General features: G+C 72.6%; 11 protein-coding genes. 2 read left to right on the plus strand and 9 right to left on the minus strand.

Annotated features, from left to right (window positions below):
• Positions 1 to 104 precede the first annotated feature (104 nt).
• The 3 genes from ACFVS8_RS15620 to ACFVS8_RS15630 form a co-directional block, all read right to left on the minus strand.
• The gene (locus tag ACFVS8_RS15620) at positions 105 to 1,091 is read right to left on the minus strand and encodes an epimerase (protein WP_387064165.1); all 987 of its coding nucleotides are present in this window, start codon (positions 1,089 to 1,091) and stop codon (positions 105 to 107) included.
• Entirely contained in the window at positions 1,091 to 1,501 is a 411-nt protein-coding gene (arr, locus tag ACFVS8_RS15625) for an NAD(+)--rifampin ADP-ribosyltransferase (RefSeq protein WP_387064168.1), read from the minus strand. The genes ACFVS8_RS15620 and arr overlap by 1 nt, the downstream gene beginning before the upstream one ends.
• A 91-nt stretch (positions 1,502 to 1,592) precedes the next feature.
• Positions 1,593 to 3,209: an FAD-dependent monooxygenase gene (locus ACFVS8_RS15630; protein WP_387064171.1), complete on the minus strand. Its 1,617-nt coding sequence runs from the start codon at positions 3,207 to 3,209 to the stop codon at positions 1,593 to 1,595.
• Between the two features lie 48 nt (positions 3,210 to 3,257).
• Here ACFVS8_RS15630 and ACFVS8_RS15635 point away from each other — a divergent pair, with 48 nt between their 5' ends.
• Positions 3,258 to 4,226 (plus strand): cation diffusion facilitator family transporter, encoded by a 969-nt coding sequence (locus ACFVS8_RS15635; protein ID WP_387064174.1) that lies wholly within the window; start codon positions 3,258 to 3,260, stop codon positions 4,224 to 4,226.
• Positions 4,227 to 4,238: 12 nt separating this feature from the next.
• Here the strand turns inward: ACFVS8_RS15635 and ACFVS8_RS15640 are convergent, their stop codons facing one another.
• From ACFVS8_RS15640 to ACFVS8_RS15650, 3 genes are all read right to left on the minus strand, one after another.
• Positions 4,239 to 5,063, minus strand: coding sequence for a DNA/RNA non-specific endonuclease (locus ACFVS8_RS15640; RefSeq protein WP_387064177.1), 825 nt, complete (start codon positions 5,061 to 5,063; stop codon positions 4,239 to 4,241).
• 68 nt (positions 5,064 to 5,131) lie between these two features.
• The gene (locus ACFVS8_RS15645; RefSeq protein ID WP_387064180.1) at positions 5,132 to 9,061 is read right to left on the minus strand and encodes an SCO7613 C-terminal domain-containing membrane protein; all 3,930 of its coding nucleotides are present in this window, start codon (positions 9,059 to 9,061) and stop codon (positions 5,132 to 5,134) included.
• A gap of 152 nt (positions 9,062 to 9,213) precedes the next feature.
• Positions 9,214 to 10,320 carry a phosphatidylserine/phosphatidylglycerophosphate/cardiolipin synthase family protein gene (locus ACFVS8_RS15650; RefSeq protein WP_387064183.1) on the minus strand — a complete coding sequence of 369 codons (1,107 nt, stop codon included), beginning with the start codon at positions 10,318 to 10,320 and terminating at the stop codon, positions 9,214 to 9,216.
• 367 nt (positions 10,321 to 10,687) lie between these two features.
• Between ACFVS8_RS15650 and ACFVS8_RS15655 the strand changes: the two genes are divergently transcribed.
• Entirely contained in the window at positions 10,688 to 12,103 is a 1,416-nt protein-coding gene (locus ACFVS8_RS15655) for a pyridoxal phosphate-dependent decarboxylase family protein (RefSeq protein WP_387064186.1), read from the plus strand.
• 54 nt (positions 12,104 to 12,157) lie between these two features.
• Here ACFVS8_RS15655 and ACFVS8_RS15660 read toward each other — a convergent pair whose 3' ends face one another.
• From ACFVS8_RS15660 to ACFVS8_RS15670, 3 genes are all read right to left on the minus strand, one after another.
• Positions 12,158 to 12,718 (minus strand): pyridoxamine 5'-phosphate oxidase family protein, encoded by a 561-nt coding sequence (locus ACFVS8_RS15660; protein ID WP_387064189.1) that lies wholly within the window; start codon positions 12,716 to 12,718, stop codon positions 12,158 to 12,160.
• 54 nt (positions 12,719 to 12,772) lie between these two features.
• Entirely contained in the window at positions 12,773 to 13,366 is a 594-nt protein-coding gene (locus ACFVS8_RS15665; RefSeq protein WP_387064192.1) for a GNAT family N-acetyltransferase, read from the minus strand.
• Positions 13,367 to 13,497: 131 nt separating this feature from the next.
• Entirely contained in the window at positions 13,498 to 15,852 is a 2,355-nt protein-coding gene (locus tag ACFVS8_RS15670; RefSeq protein WP_387064195.1) for an LLM class flavin-dependent oxidoreductase, read from the minus strand.
• Between the last annotated feature and the right edge of the window lie 77 nt (positions 15,853 to 15,929).

Genomic DNA, 15,929 nt, shown 5'->3' on the forward strand with positions numbered 1-15,929 from the left:
GACGATACGTGCAATTCCGGAGGGCGGATGTCACGGGCGGGCGCTCGTGCCGTCGAGCGGCCGCGCGGGATGCCGCGCAGCGAAGGGCGTGCGGACCGGACCGCTCAGCGAGCCGTCACGTCGGCGAGCGCCGCGCGCAGATCGGGGTACCGGAAGGCGAAGCCCGCCTCGGCGAGGGTGCCCGGCAGGACCCACCGGCTCTTGAGCACCAGTTCGGGCTCGGTGCGCAGCACCCACATCGCGGGTTCCAGCATCCACCGCCGGGCCGGGAGCCCGATCGGTGCGCCGACGGTCTCGCGCATGAGCCGCATCACGGTGCGGTTGTCGGCGGGCTCGGGGCTGGCGAGGTTCACCGGCCCGGAGAGGTCGGGCCGTTCGCGGAGGAACCGGATCGACTCGACGACGTCGTGGAGGTGGATCCAGCTGAACTTCTGGAACCCGCGCGTCCGATGCCACCCGGCCCGGCCGTCGCCGGTGGGATGCGGTCCGATACCGCGGTACCGGCGATGCGCGAACCAGCGCCCGTCGATCTGCGGACCGCCGAGCCCGATGCGCGCGAGCCGGGACAGCGTGTTCGTCGCCGGTCCGTCGCCGAGCACGATCGCCATCCGGAGCGCGATCCGGCGGGTGCCCGGGAGGTCGCCGGCGAAGAACTCCCGCTCCCACTCGCGTGCGACGTCGACCGAGAATCCCTCGCCGTACTCGCCGCCCGCCTCGGTGTTGGGGCGATCCATGGCATGTCGGTAGATCGTCGCGGTCGACGCGTTGAACCACACCGCCGGGGGCGCGTCGGCGTCGCGCACCGCCTCCCGCAGGGTCCGCGTGGTGTCGACCCGCGATCGGAGGATCTCGTCGCGATTCGCATCGGTGTACCGGCAGTTCACGGACTTGCCGGCCATGTTCACGAGCACGTCGGAGCCGTCGATCGCCGCAGCGATGCCGGCGGTGTCCGACCAGGTGAGCTCGCCCGTGCGCCCGATCCGTCGCACGACGTACCCGTCGTCCGCGAGCGACTCGGCGATCGCCGCCCCGACGAATCCACTCGCGCCCGCGACCACGGCCACGGGCTTCCGCGGCGTCGTCTCCCCCATCAGTTGATGATCTCGCCGCGCTCGTCGGCGCGGAGCTCGGCGAGCCGGTCGCGCCAGGTCTGGAGCGCCTCGGAGGTGAGGCGGGTCCAGTCGACGACCTCGCCGACCACCCTCAGGGGCGCTGCGCTGCGGTACGACCGGGTGGGGTTGCCCGGGAACTTCTTGTCGGTGACGTTCGGGTCGTTCTCGAACGGGCCCGTCGGCTCGACCTCGTAGACGCGCGGCTCGCCGTCGCCCGCCGCGAGTTCGGCCGCGAGCCCCGCGCCGTCGCGGAGCGCCGTGAAGTAGATGTGGTTCATCACGACCTCGGGCCGGTAGTTCGATCGGTGGCCCGCCGTCAGCAGGTCGCCGACCCCCAGGTCGGCCTTCGTGCCGTGATAGAACGGCCCGTCGTCCAGCGTCTCGTCCACTGCGCCAGTGTAGGCCGCGGGTCCTCGCCGGGGGCTGGCCGCCCGGGCGATCCGTCGACTCGGCGACCTCCTGCGGCGACGCTCCCTGCGCTCAGCGCCCGGCCAACCGCGCCCTGGCTGCAGCGAGCGCGGTACCGGTGCCGGGCGACGGCACCTCGGCGACGACGAACCCGTCGCGTCGCACGAGGTAGAGGCGGTCGTGCCGCAGCCGCGCGTGCGGGTCGACGCCGAACGCGTGCCCCTCGACGCCGAGCTCGTCGGCGACGCGGCCAACCGCGCGTTCGGGCACGCCGTAGCCGTGCACCTGCCAGCGCATCGTCTGCAGGGCCTCGAAGTTCGCGCCCGACCACGGCAGCCGCACGCCGAGCACGCCGTCGTCGGGTCGCTTCGGCTGCACGGCGACCTCCGGCATCCGATACCTGATGCGGGTCTGCGACACGAAGCCGAACGCGCGCGGCAGGCCGACCAGTCGCGGCAGCACGCGCAGCGCGGCGGGCCCCACCGCGGGGATCACGCGCGACCGGACCCTCCGGGCGAGCGGCGAATCGCTCGTGACGAGGCCGAAGAGCCGGTCGGTCGTCTCGACCAGGGTCTTGCCGACCGGTCGTCGCTCGGCCTCGAACCGGTCGAGCCGCGACTCCGGCATGCGGCCGACGAGCACGTCGGCGAACGCGCAGGCGAGGTTGTGCGCGTCCTGCAGGCCGGTGTTCATGCCCTGCCCGCCGACCGGCGAGTGGATGTGCGCGGCATCCCCCACGAGGAAGCACGGCCCCTCGCGGAACCTCGCCGCGAGCCTGTGGTGCAGCCGATAGGTCGTGAACCAGTCGGACTCGTCGTACTCGACGCCGAACTCCCGGCGGAACACCGCGCGCGATTCGTCTTCGGATGCCTCGCCGTCGGCGCCGAGGTCCTCGTCGCGCACGACCCCGATGAGCCGCGCGCGGTCGCCGCCCATGCCGAACCCGAGCATGAGGTGGCGCTCGCTCACCCGCACGTTGATCGCCTGCGGCTCGAAGCCGCGGGCGCCGACGGCATCGGCGAGCGTGAACGTGAACGCGTTCGTCTCCCCCTCGAACGGGATGCCGAGCGCACGCCGCACCGCCGAGTGCGCGCCGTCGGCCCCGATGCAGTACCTCGCCCGGACCACGACGGTCTCGCCGGTGCCGGCGCCTGTGCCGCTGGCGCCGCCGGAGCCGGCGCCACGGCCTGCGCCGTCGCCTGCATGCGACGGCGTCGACAGGGTCGCGATGACGGATGCCGCAGCCCGGCCGACATCGCCCGACCCGCCTTGCTCGACCTCGAGCCGATCGAGACGGTGCTCCCACCTCACCTCGCGACCGAGCTCGCCGAGGGCGTCGACGAGCAGCCGCTCGTTGGCCGACTGCTCGAACACCGTGATCTCGGGGAACGGCGTGACGTCGCGGCCGGCCAGGCCGAGGTCGAGGCGGCCGAGTTCGCGATGCCCTGCCCCTGGGATGAACGTCGTCGCGGGCGAACGCCGCTCGAGCACGCGGTCGACGAGCCCGAGCTGCTCGTAGAGCTCCATCGTGCGCGCCTGCACGACGAGCGCACGGGACTCGCGGGTGGGGCCGGACTTGCCGTCGACGACGACCGCATCGACGCCGAGGCGGGCCAGGCAGACCGCGGCCATGAGACCGCTGGGGCCGGCCCCCACGATCAGCACGTCGGTTCGAACCTCGCGGCTCATGGGTTCCACTCTCGCACCGGCGGAGCCCTCGATGCCAGACTCTCACGGGTGGGGGACACGGATTCCGAGCCGGCGAAGACCGGCGACTCGCTCGTCACGGTCATCGTGGCGCTCATCGCGAACGCGCTCATCGCGGTCGCGAAGTCGGTCGCCGCGGCGCTCACGGGATCGGCATCGATGGTCGCCGAAGCGGCGCACTCCTGGGCCGACACGGGCAACGAGGTGCTGCTCGTGATCGCCGAGCGGCGGTCGGCGAGGCCGGCCGACGCGCGGCATCCGCTCGGCTACGGCAAGGACGCCTACGTGTGGTCGATGTTCGCGGCGTTCGGGCTGTTCGCGGTCGGGTCGGCCGTGTCGATCCAGCACGGCATCGCGGAGCTCATCGACCCCGAGCCGGCGGGTGACTACGGCATCGCGTACCTCGTGCTCGGCATCTCGTTCGTGCTCGAAGGAGTGTCGTTCACGCGCGCGTACCGCCAGGCCCGCGTCGATGCCCATCGACGGCGCACGGGCACACTGCACCACGTCGCCCGCAGCTCCGACCCGACGCTCCGGGCGGTCTTCGCCGAGGACGCCGCGGCGCTCATCGGCCTCGCGATCGCGTTCGCGGGCATCCTGCTGCACCAGCTGACGGGGTCCCCCGTGTACGACGCGCTCGGGTCGATCGGCGTCGGCGTGCTGCTCGGCGTCGTCGCGGTGCTGCTGATCGCGCGCAATCGTGCGTTCCTCATCGGCGAGGCCGTCTCCGACGAAGTGCGCGACGCGGCGCTGCGCGATCTCCTCGGCTCGCCCTCCATCGAACGCGTCGCGTTCCTGCACCTGGAGTACATCGGTCCGGGCCGAGTGCTGCTCATCGCGGCCGTCGACCTCGTGGGCGATCGCAGCGAGGCTGATGCCGCGCGCGAACTCCGAGCGCTCGAAGACCGCCTGCAGTCCGACCCCCGCGTCGGCCTGGCGTCGCTCACGCTCGCCGCACCGGGCGGCCCGTCGCTCATGCCGACCGCCGGCGCCGAGTGACGGCTCCGGAACTCAGAGCAGCACGTCGGATGCCGCGTGCAGGCGCCGCCACCCGGTGGCGACCGCGGTCTGCGGCAGCACGTCGGCGGCGACGAGGTCGGGCATCACGAGGCCGGTGATCGCCGCGATGTCGGCGATCGGCACCTGGAACGTGCGGAACGGCCCGAGCGGCGGCACCTCGCCCGGTGCCGGTGAGACCACCTGGCTCGTGTCGACGAGCGGGGTCTGGTCGAGCACGAACCCGGCCGCGGCGAGTTCGCCGTCGCCGTCGCCGGAGGCGCCCGCCCCGCGGTTCCAGGCGGCGATCTTCCAGAACCGCAAGGGGATGCGGATGCCGCGGTACGGCGGGTCATCGGGCCCGAGCACGGGCGCCGTGAACACGCTGAGCCGCAGCCGGTTGGCCTGCGCGTGCTCGAGCACGTGGTCTTCGAGCCCGAGCCACAGCTCCTCGGACTGGTTGAACCCGCCCGCCTGGGGCGCTGCGTTCGTGTAGTGGAACGTGTCGCTGTTCGCGCGCGCCGCGACCTCGGGCGTGCCCCACACCGGGTCGCGTCGACGCACGAGATGCCCGCGGTCGAGGTCGTTGGACGCGTAGACGGCCGGGCCGGTCTGCCAGTCTTCGGGCACGCGCTCGTCGAAGCGCCAGTCGTCGCCTCGGGCCACATCGACCAGCGTCGCGCCGTCGATGTTCACTCCCGTGACGCGCGCCAGCCGCCGCACCGAGTCGAGGACCACGGTGAAGTGCACGTAGTCGAGGCTGACGGATGCCGCGGCCTCCGCCCCGATCACGCGCGGAAGCGCGGCGCCGACACCGAGGAAGCGTTCATCGAAGCCCATGCGCCAACCAGATCACAGGCCGCCGACATGGTGGGGCCGACGCGCCAGCCGCCCGTCGTCGGCTGGCCTCACTCGAGCTCGCGCAGGCGCGCGGCGACCCCGCGGCCCTGAGTGGTCTTGCGTTCGGCCCCGACGGCGATCGCGAGGAGCACCGCGCCGGCGGTCGCGAGCGTGATCCACCAGGGCATCGCGCCGACGGTGCGGTCGATCTGCGCGGCGAAGACCACGATGTTCTCGATGGGCAGCACCAGCAGTCCGAGGATGAACGGCGCCGCGAGCTTGCGCGCGGAGCCGACGAGGATCAGCACGAGGGCGAGCGCGATCACCATGATCGGGCGATAGAGCTGCGGATCGGTCGCCGTGGCGAGCACCGACGGCAGGAGCGTGAGGATGATGCCGGGCGCCAGCAGCCGCCACGAGCCGCGGAACCCGACCGGCCATGAGTCGAAGGTCGCCCTCGGCTCGCGCCATCCGTCGCGCGGGCGCAGGCACAATACCCCGGCGACGAGCACGGCGACCCCCAACGGCAGGGAGAACACCTCGACGCGGAGGTCGCGCTGGCTCCAGCCCGAGACGCCGGCGGCCCACGCGATGACGTAGACGAACCAGAACGGCGGCATCACCGGCCGGTGCAGGCGATCGCGTGCGGCGAAGACCACGGCGGTGACGAGGAGCACCGCCATGAGCGCCCAGAGCGTCCAGATCGAGAACCAGTCGCGCTGGGTCGCGAAGATCGGCCCGAGCGCGAGGTAGACGAGGGCCGGTGCGCCGAACCACCGGCTGCGCTCACCGAGCGAGCGGGAGTCGACGGATTCGCGTCCGTCGCCCGACGCATCGGTCGGGTCGGTACCGGCAGCGGCGGCCGTGCCGACGGAGCCGGCAAGACCGACCGCGGCGAGGCCCGCGAGGAGCGCCGCGATCACCGCGACGGCGAGCACCGGCACCATGACGGGCGTCGTCCAGTCGGGTGCCGGGTCGGCCCCCAGCGCCCAGCGCACGCCTTGGATCGCGCCGGCGGAGGCCGCGACGACCGCCGCCGTGAACACGAGCGGGCGCACGACGCCCAGTCGCCGCATGCGCTCGCCCGTGTCGGTGCCGAGGAACGCGGCAGCGGCGAGCAGGAGCAGCGCACCGGCCAGGAGGCCCAGCGTGCGCCACGGTGCGACGTCGGACTCGGAGCCGAGGGCCGCGAGCGCGACGAGCGAGGGCAGCACGGCGACCGCGAGGCCGCTGGCGAGGAGCTCGCGCCCTCGGCCGCGCCGTGCGAGCATGACGGTCGCGACCGTGATCGCGGCGACCGCCGGGGGAAGCGTGTACGGCTCGATGACCGCGACGCCGCGGATGGCCCAGACGCACCAGAGCGCACCGGTCCAGGCGGCCGCGGCGAGCCACCAGCCGTATCGTCGCCCGGCGACCACGCGCATGGCCGCGGCGCCCAGGCCGATGATGACGAGCACGACGGCGGCCGTGCCGAGGCCGGCCGCATCGCGGAGGATCGACAGCAGCACGGCGACGGCCGCGGAGACGAGCGCACCGACCTCGAACCAGAGCCGAGCGACTGCGGCGTCCGCCGCGGTGATGCCGCTGCGCAGCATCGCGCGCTCGAGGAGCGACGTCAGCGGCAGTGCGACCGCGACGAGCACGGCGACGATGGGGAGCGCCACCGGCGACCCGCTCGAATCGAGGGTCGCTGCGCCGAGGCAGATCACGACGACCGACAGCGCCGGGACGATCATGGCCGCGGCCGCGCCCCGCACGAACCGGTTGAGTCCGGGGCGGCGCGTGAACACGAGCGCGACGGCGAGCGCGGCGATGACGGCCGTCGAGAGCGCGGTCCACGCGCTGCGTTCGAGGAGCACGGTCGCGATGCCGACGAGGAACGGCACGAGCGTGACGACGAGGATCGCGTACCACGAGCGCGCGTCGAGCCGACGCACGAGCGTCGCGGCGAGGGCGACGAGCGCTGCCGTGGTCGTCGTGAGGCAGAGCACGGCCACGGTGTCGACGCCCCCTCGAACGAGCGCGGTGGCGAGCAGCACGAGGGCGTAGGCGTAGGCGACGCCGACGTGCACGGCCCGGACCGGAGCCGGCACCGTACGGGACACGAGCAGCATCGCGGCGACGATCACCGCACCGAGCGGCACCGTTACCGCGGCGTCGGCCCAGCTGAGCAGCGCCGCCACGAACAGCGCGAGGTGCGCCGCGGTGATGAACGGGGCTCGGACGGGCAGCGGGGCGCGCGCGATCGGCGAGGCGGGAACGACCACGGCGAGCGAGGCCAGCACCGAGACCCCGATGCCGAGGCCGACTTGCGCGACGATCGAGAGCGCGGGCCACGCGACGAACTGCAGCACGGCGGCTCCGGCGAGCCAGAGCGCGAGCGCTGCGAGCCCGGTGCCGGTCCAGGTTCCGACCCCGGCCAGTCGATCGCGGCGCGTGCGCCAGGCGAGCACGCCGACGCCGACCGCCGATGCCGCGACGCCCATCAGCGCGGCGAGCGCCCAGGTCGAGGCGTCTTCGGTGAAGAGCTCGCTCCCGAAGCGGCGTTCTTCGCCCCGGCCCGGTTCGGGCAGCGAGCCGACGAACAGCACGCCCACGCGGGCGAGCACGAGCGTGAGCAGGTACGCACCGAAGCTCGCGCTCAGGAGCAGCACGCCGAGGGCTCCCCCGCGCAACGGTTGTGCGAGCAGCCCGCCGGCCGCCGGCACGAACGAGGTGACGGCGAGAGCGACGGCGGCCGCGACCGGGATGAGCGTGAGCAGCCACATCGAGTGCTCGCTCGGAAGGCCGAGCAGGAGGGGTGTGATCGCGACGGCGCTCGCGCAGAGCACGCCTCCCGCCGCGCTCCAGAAGCGGCGGGCGCCGGTGCCGACGGCGATGAGCGCGCACGCGCCGAGCGCGACCAGCAGCAGCACCCGCCCGAGCTCGCGCTCGGGGGTGTTGCCGAGGAACGGCAGCTGCACGAGCACGAGCGCGATCGACAGGAGCTGCAGCACGGTCATGGTCGCGCGCTCGGTGCGGATGCTGCCGCCGAATCGACCCGCGGCCCGTGGCGCGAGCAGGTTCGCCACCAGCGCGACCGCACCTGCCACGACGTGCCCCCAGGCGACTGCGAACTCGGCGCCCGCGTAACCGAGGAACGCCGGGGTGAGCACGAGGCCCACGAGTGCCGACCAGAACCACGTGCGCATTCGCGTCGCGAGGCTCACCGCGAGCATGATCGCCGAGGCGACGAACGTGCCGAGCGCGGCGAAGACCCACCCGCTCACGCCTGCCGGCGCGACCTCGGCGAGCGCCTGCACGTCGAGCGCGAGGAACACCATGCCGAGCGCGCCGATGGCCTCGCCCGAGAAGACGACTCCGCGCGAACGCAGCACCCACGCGACCACGAAGAACGCGATCGTGACGCCGACGGTCACGAGGGTGCGCACGACCTGCGTGATCTCGGGGTTGAGGAACGTGAAGACGATCGCCGCAACCGCGAACAGCGCCGCACCGGCCACCGCGAGCACCGACTGCACGCTCGTCTGGCTCTCGGGGCGAGGGGCGGATGCCGCGGGCGCGACGGGCGGGGTCACGGGCGCCGCGGGCGCGATCACCGGCGCCGCGGGCTCTGCCGCACGTGCGGGAGCCGCTCCGGAGCCTGCGATCGCGGAGGCATCGACCGACGCGACCCATGCGGGAGGCCCGCCGACCTGGGGTGCGACGACTGCGGCCGGCGTCACCGCGACGGCCGGCACCGCAGGCACCGCAGCGGGCACAGCAGGCGCAGCACCCGCGGCCGCCGGAGCGGTCGGCAGCGCCGAGATCAGCCGCTCGCGCTCGCGCAGCGCCGCGGCGGCCGCCTGCGAGGCCTGCATGACGGCGATCGCCTCGGGCCCGCGGAGGTCGGCGCCGCAGTTCGCGCAGACCGCCGCGGCGAGCACCGCCCGACAGCGCGGACACTCGTCGGTGGCGGTGAGGTAGACCGCCGACTGCTCACTCCAGGTGGACGCCATCCGCGCAGTCTATTGAGCGTCGCGCGCGCCGCTCCGGAGGCGCACACGCGCCGGGGCACGGACTGGCGGTGGCCCGGGTGTGGAGGGCGAGTCCCCATCGGCTGAACGCCGCGACACGGCGGGCCGCGGCATCCGCCCGCTCTCGAACCGGCTCACGCCGGGATCGGCTCGGAGAGCTGGGCGATGATGCGGTCGATCTCGGTGAGCGCGTAGGTCGCGAGCGCCCGCTGCGCGACATCCGTCGGCGTACCCTCGGGCTCCTCGAGGTCGCCGATGACGACGATGTTCTCGTCGTTCAGGGTGTTCGCGGGGGCCGTGTAGTTGAAGCTGCCGACGATGAGCACGCGCTCGTCGATGACCATGAGCTTGTGGTGCAGCTTGCGCACGCCCGTGCCGAGCTTGGTCGTGTAGAGCTCGACGGCCCCGCCCGCAAGGCCCTTCGTCGCCGCCCACTTGGCCGCGCCCTGGCCGCGGTCGAGCACGCCCCGCATGCGCGCGACGAGCGGCCGCAGGCGGATCATCGTGTCGTCGATGCCCGACGACTGCGCGAACGTGAACATCGCGAAGTCGATCGACTGCCTCGCCTTCAGCATCTGCTTCATGATCTCCATCTCGGGGCCGTGCCTCGGGGCGAAGAGCGGCTTGATGCGCACGGCGGGCAGGCCGAACTCCGAGGGCTTCGGCTCGACGCGCTCGTGCAGGTCGCCGAAGGTGCCAGAGCGCATGCGCTCGAACTCGACGAGGTACTCGGCCGCGGGTCGGCGACCGTGCAGCACCACGATGTGGTTGAGGTTCTGCCCCTTACCTGCTCCGGATGTCGCGTTGGTGCCGGTGTCGGTGCGCGTGAAGTTCGTCGAGCCGGTGAGCACGGCGGCCGTCGGCTTGCCCGCGTCGCGCACGATGAACTTCTGGTGGAAGATCTTCGGGTTCAGGTCGCTGACGACGTCGACGCGGGACTTGAGCAGCGCCGCGAGCAGGAACCGGTTCTCGTCGTGCGCCCCGGCGGAGTTCCACGGGTCGGCGATGGCCTTGTCTTCGGTGAGGTAGTCGCCCTCGAGGATGAGGCGCACGCGCACGCCGCGTCTCGTGGCGTCGACGATCGCCTCGGCGATGGGTCGCGAGTCGATCTCCTGCACGGCGATCGCGAGCGTGTGCTTCGCCCCCTCGATGAAGGTGCGGATCGCGAGGTCGAGGTCGTCGGGGCCTCCGACCGTGGTCGGACCGAGGTACAGGTCGACTCCGCCGATGGTGACCGGCATGGCGCACTCCTTTCGTGAGAGTTCCTCAGCACGCGTTCTACGCCCATCGTGCACCCGCCGGATCAGGGATGCCACGGATGTCGGCGCGAGCCGCGGCCCACGCGTCGGCGAACCCGCGCCCGCCACGCGACCGCCGCCCCCGGCCGCCCATCCGGCAGGCATCCGGCCACCCATCCGGAGACGCGGAGCGCCGAAACGGCCGTGCGCAAAGTTGCGCCATGACGCGCACTATCGTTCGATCTACTCGGATCAAACGCGTGAAATGTGCGGCTAATGGTGTTCTTGCGCGTGTTTTTGCAATCATCTCGCGCGTATGCGACGCTGCTCTCAGCTCGCCGAACCCCGCGCGAATCCGAAGGGACGCACCATGAACTCCGACCACCGCACCGCCACCGGTTCGGCACCGGCCGACCCCACCCGCATGCACGCCAACACCGCAGAGGCCGAGGCCATCGTCGACCTCGTGCTCGACTACTCGCGCCGCCGCATGCTCTTGGAGGACACCCCGCTCGACAAGCCCTTCTCCCCCGCCGAGCTCAACCGCCTCGCGGGGCGCACCATCGACGAGCAGGGCATCGGCGCCCGCCGTGCGCTCGCGATCTGGGAGCACGTGCTGGCCCCCGCGTGCATCACGACCGACCACCCGCAGTACCTCTCGTTCATCCCGATCGCCCCGACCAACGCGGCATCGGCGTTCGACCTGGTCGTGTCGGCATCCGCCATCTACGGCGGCTCGTGGCTCGAGGGCTCCGGTGCCGTGCACGCCGAGAACGAGGTGCTGCGCTGGCTCGCGAACGAGTTCGGCCTGCCCGCCGGCGCCGGCGGCGTGTTCGTGCAGGGCGGCACGCTCGGCAACCTGTCGGCGCTCGTCGCCGCCCGCGAGGCGGCGCGGGCGAAGCTCGCCGAGGCCGACCCCGAGGCATCCGCCCCGCGCTGGAAGGTCGTGTGCAGCGCCGAAGCGCACTCCTCGATCGCGTCGGCCGCCCGTGTCATGGACGTCGACATCATCAAGGTCACGCCCGGCCCCGACGGGCAGCTGCGGGGCGACGCCGTGCGCGCGGCGCTCGAGGAGCACGGGGCATCCGTCTTCGCGGTCGTCGCCACCGGCGGATCGACGAACTTCGGCATCGTCGACGACGTCGCCTCGATCGCCGCCCTGAAAGACGAGTTCGACTTCTGGCTGCACATCGACGGCGCCTACGGCCTCGCCGCGATGCTCTCGCCCCTGGCACGCGACCGGTTCGAGGGCGTCGGCCGCGCCGACTCGGTCATCGTCGACCCGCACAAGTGGCTCTTCGCGCCGTTCGACGCGTGCGCGCTCATCTACCGCGACCCGAACCGCGGGCGTGCGGCGCACACACAGCACGCCGAGTATCTCGACACGCTCACCGAGACGACCGAGTGGAGTCCGTCGGACTACGCGATCCACCTCACGCGTCGCCCGCGCGGCCTGCCGATGTGGTTCTCGCTCGCGACCTACGGCGGCGGCGCCTACCGCGAGGCCATCAGCTCGTCGCTCCAGCTCGCGCAGGACATCGCCGCCGAGATCCGTCGCCGCCCCGGCTTCTCGCTCGTGCGCGACCCGCAGCTGTCGGTCGTGGTCTTCGAGCGCGACGGCTGGACGCGCGAGCAGTACGCGGCCTGGTCGGCGAAGCTCCTCGACGACCAGCTCGCCTTCGTCACCCCGAGCTCGCACCTCGGCCGCCCGAACACGCGCTTCGCGATCGTGAACCCGCTCACGACCTTCGAGCAGCTCGTGGGCATCCTCGACACCATGGAGTGAACGGATGCCGCGGCATCCGTCGCTCGCTCAGGCGACGGCGTGCGGATGCCGCGGCTACCCGGCGATCTCGTCGGGAACGAGGCCGGGCAACCCGTCGACGCTCCACGAGTTCTTCTCGACGCGGTAGGCGTCCATGCCGTCGACGCCCTTCTTCTCGGCGTGCAGGCGGATCAGGTCGCGCTCGCCCGTCTGCTCCATGACGGGCACGCCCCACCCGCACGAGTCGCTCACGCGGGTGACGTCGACGACGATCACGGCCCGCGTGCTCGGATGCTCGGGGTGCATCGCGACGACCTCGTCGAAGAGCGCAGAGCCCGCAAGGTGCACCGTGCCTCGGCCGTGCAGCCGCACGATGCGCGGTCGGGCGTCGAACGAGTTGAACATGATGCACACCCGCCCGTTCTCGTTCAGGTGCGCGATCGTCTCGATGCCGCTGCCGGTGTAGTCGACCCACGCGACGCGGTGCTCGTCGAGCACGCTGAACGAGTCGTGGCCGCGCGGCGAGAGGTTGACGTGCCCGTCTTCGCTGAGCGGCGCGGTCGCCACGAACCACATAGGCTGCGCCTCGATCCACGCCTGCAGCCGGTCGTCGATGGAGTCGAAGAGTTTGCCCATGCCGGGCAGCCTAGCCACGTCGGGCGATGCTTCCGCACGCGCCGGAGCCGGCGGTCAGCCGCGAGCGGCCGGGATCGTCTTGCGCATCACGGTCTTGCTCTTGCCGATGTGGCGCTCGAACGTGAACCCGGCCTTCTCGAACATGGCCCGCGTGCCGTTGTGCAGGAACGACGACGACGTCTTCTTGCCGGGCACGAGCTCGTTCGGGAACGAGACCACCTCGCCACCGCCGGCCTGCGCGATCAGGTCGAGCGCACCGTCGAGCGCCTCGCGCGCGACCCCCGAGCGCCGGTGGTCGCGGTCGACGAAGAAGCAGGTGATGCGCCACGGCGCAGGGTTGGCCTCGCCGGCGTCGTACTGCTTGCGGTGGTAGATGTTCGGCAGCTCGATCGGGCTGCCGAACTCGCACCACGCGATCGCGGCGTCGCCGTCGAAGACGAGCGCGGCGTGGGCGACGCCCTCCTCGACGAGCCGGCGCTTGAACGTCGGCCGGTCGACGTCGTCTTTCGCGGTGTGCTCGGTGTCGTCGTGGAAGTACGAGCAGTAGCAGCCACCCCAGACCCCGTTGTGCTTCTCGGCGAGCGCCAGCCACGCCGGATAGGTCTCGGGCGTGAGCGGTCTGATCACGTGCGTCGCCGTCTCGGCCATCTCACCCGTCCTCCGCGTCGGCCCCCATTGCCGGTTACACCGTACCGGGCGGGCCCGACACGCGGAAGCCTCCGCCGCGCACCAGCCCGCGGCGAGCGATGCCACGGCGAGCGGATGCCGCGGCACGCCGCTCACACGATGTTCGCGTTGTCGCGGAAGAGGTTGTCGGGGTCGACCCGCCGCTTGATCTCGCGCAGGCGCGCGAGCGTCGCGGGCGGGAACGCGGCCTCCAGCTGCTCGCGGCCCTGCTCGGTCTCGAAGCTGAGGTAGGCGCCCGACATGTGCGGGGCCATGAGCTGCTTCCACAGCTCGCTCGTGCGATTGCGCGTCGAGCCGATCGCCGAGACCGAGAACTCCACGTCGCGGTGGCCGTAGGCCGTGGCATCCGCCGGCACGTCGTGCACGGCACCGCCCGCCGACCGGATCTGGAAGAAGGGCGTCGCCCCGCTCTCGAGGAACCGGGCGGTGTCGCGCGCGAACTCGGGCGTGATGCGCCCGACGAGGCCGGACTTGGCCGTGGGCTCGCCCTGACCGGCGTGCGCCTGGTCGGATGCATTCGAGATGACCGCCTCGTAGGTCGTGAGGCTCACCTGCTGCCCCACGAGCGGTGCGGCCTCGGCGAGGGGCTGCAGGCGGGCGATGATCGTGTCGGGGTCGGCCGAGTCGATGACCGCCATCACCTGCGCGATCGGCGGCTGCCCCGGCCGCGGGCCGCCCATGAGCAGGGCGCTCGTGACGTCGCGCGGCGAGTCGACGAGCCAGTCGCCCCACGCCTGCAGGAACGCGGCGGTGTCGCTCGCGTCGAAGGCGAGCTGCGCGAACCCGATCTCGCCGATCTCGTCGACCTCGAACTCGAAGGCGGTGGCCACGCCGATGTTCGCGCCCGCGCCGCGCACGGCCCAGAAGAGGTCGGGATGCTGCGTGGCATCGGCCCGCACGATGGAGCCGTCGGCGAGCACCAGCTCGACGGCGCGCACGTGGTCGATCGTGAGGCCGTGCTCGCGCACGAGCCAGCCGATGCCGCCGGCCGTGGCGAGCCCGCCGACGCCCACTCCGCCGTAGTCGCCCGAACTCAGTGCCCAGCCGTGCGGCGAAAGGAACGCGGCGACGTCCATCCAGCGCGCCCCGGCCTCGATGCGTACGAGGCGGCGCGACTCGTCGAGCACCTCCATCGCGTTCATGCGCGAGAGGTCGAGCACGATGCCGCCGTCGTTCGTCGAGCGGCCGCTGATGCCGTGGCCGCCGCTGCGCACGCCGAACGGCACGTCGGGGTTGGCGCGCACGAACGCGAGCGCGTCGGCGACCTCCTCGGGGGTGCCCGCCTGCAGCACCAGTCCGGGCGAGCCGCCGCGCATGTAGGTCGACTTCACGCGCGAGTACCCGGCGTCTCCGGGCTCGATGGCGTGGGCCGCGAGCGACGGCGGCACCGCGTCGTAGTCGATGCCGTCGCGGCGCTTCGAGCGCACCGCGGTGCTGCGCAGCTGGCCTGCGGTCGCGATGGGGCCGCCCGCGGCATCCGCTCGCCCGTCGCCGGCCGACACGTCGGAGGCATCGGGGCCGCCGGATGCCGCCGCGCTCGCGAGCTCGCGCGCCACCGCCTCTCGCAGGGCCGGCGCGACCTCCTCGGCGAAGTGCACGATGGTGCCGGGGTCGTCGCTCGCGAGGATGAACGTGCCGATGCCCTCGTCGAGCACGAGCGCGAGCATCTGCTCGACCCACTGCTCGGCCGGGCCGTCGAACGCGTTGCCGCGCGACGCTCCGGCGCCGCCGGCCCGACCGCTCGTGAAGCGCCCGTTGATGTTGAGCAGGCGCCGGATCTCGCGCGGGTCGCGGCCTGCGGCGAGCGCGGCCTCGTCGATCGTGCGGTTGCCGCGCCCGAGGTCGCCGGGCTGGAGGTAGCCGTACGAGGGCAGCCAGCCGTCGCCCTTGCGACCGATGAGCCGCAGCATGCGGGGCTTCAGGGCGCCGATCCAGATCGGGATGTTGTGGGCGGGCGCGGGCCCCCGCTTCGCGCCGTTCACGTGGTGGTAGGTGCCGTCGACGACGAACCGGGCGTGCTCGTCGACGTCCCACGTGCCCCGGATGACGTCGATCGCCTCGCCCAGCGCGGTCACCGCCTGGCCAGCCGTGAGGTGCGGGCCGCCCATCGCGGCGATCGGGTCCCAGAACCCGCCTGCGCCGAGCGCGAGATCGAAGCGACCGCCGGAGAGCAGGTCGAGGCTCGCGGCGGCGCGGGCCAGCACGGCCGGCGGGCGGAGCGGCACGTTGGCGACGTTGGCCGCGACGTGGATGCGCTCGGTGCGCGCCGCGACCCAGGTGAGCAGCGTCTGCGTGTCGTGGAACGCTGGCTGGTACGGGTGGTCCTGGAAGGTCACGAGGTCGTAGCCCGACGCCTCGCTCAGCTCGGCCAGGCGCACGGCGGCCTGCGGCGGGTCGTTCCTCGGGGTGATGAAGGTGCCGAACTGCAGGTCGTGTCCGTAGTGCATGCTGCTCCTGTCGAGTGGACTGCTTCGATCGTCGCCCATCGGCGCCGCACTCGACAACCGGGTGTAAGCTACTTACT

Source organism: Agromyces sp. NPDC058110 (assembly GCF_042884735.1).
Classification (GTDB): Bacteria; Actinomycetota; Actinomycetes; order Actinomycetales; family Microbacteriaceae; genus Agromyces.

Coding starts and splice junctions, on each gene's coding strand:
- ACFVS8_RS15630 (WP_387064171.1), bottom strand. CDS start 3,209: ATGAGCCGCGAGGTTCGAACCGACGTGCTGATCGTGGGGGCCGGCCCC.
- ACFVS8_RS15650 (WP_387064183.1), bottom strand. CDS start 10,320: ATGCCGGTCACCATCGGCGGAGTCGACCTGTACCTCGGTCCGACCACG.
- ACFVS8_RS15620 (WP_387064165.1), bottom strand. CDS start 1,091: ATGGGGGAGACGACGCCGCGGAAGCCCGTGGCCGTGGTCGCGGGCGCG.
- ACFVS8_RS15660 (WP_387064189.1), bottom strand. CDS start 12,718: ATGGGCAAACTCTTCGACTCCATCGACGACCGGCTGCAGGCGTGGATC.
- ACFVS8_RS15665 (WP_387064192.1), bottom strand. CDS start 13,366: ATGGCCGAGACGGCGACGCACGTGATCAGACCGCTCACGCCCGAGACC.
- ACFVS8_RS15655 (WP_387064186.1), top strand. CDS start 10,688: ATGAACTCCGACCACCGCACCGCCACCGGTTCGGCACCGGCCGACCCC.
- ACFVS8_RS15670 (WP_387064195.1), bottom strand. CDS start 15,852: ATGCACTACGGACACGACCTGCAGTTCGGCACCTTCATCACCCCGAGG.
- ACFVS8_RS15640 (WP_387064177.1), bottom strand. CDS start 5,063: ATGGGCTTCGATGAACGCTTCCTCGGTGTCGGCGCCGCGCTTCCGCGC.
- ACFVS8_RS15645 (WP_387064180.1), bottom strand. CDS start 9,061: ATGGCGTCCACCTGGAGTGAGCAGTCGGCGGTCTACCTCACCGCCACC.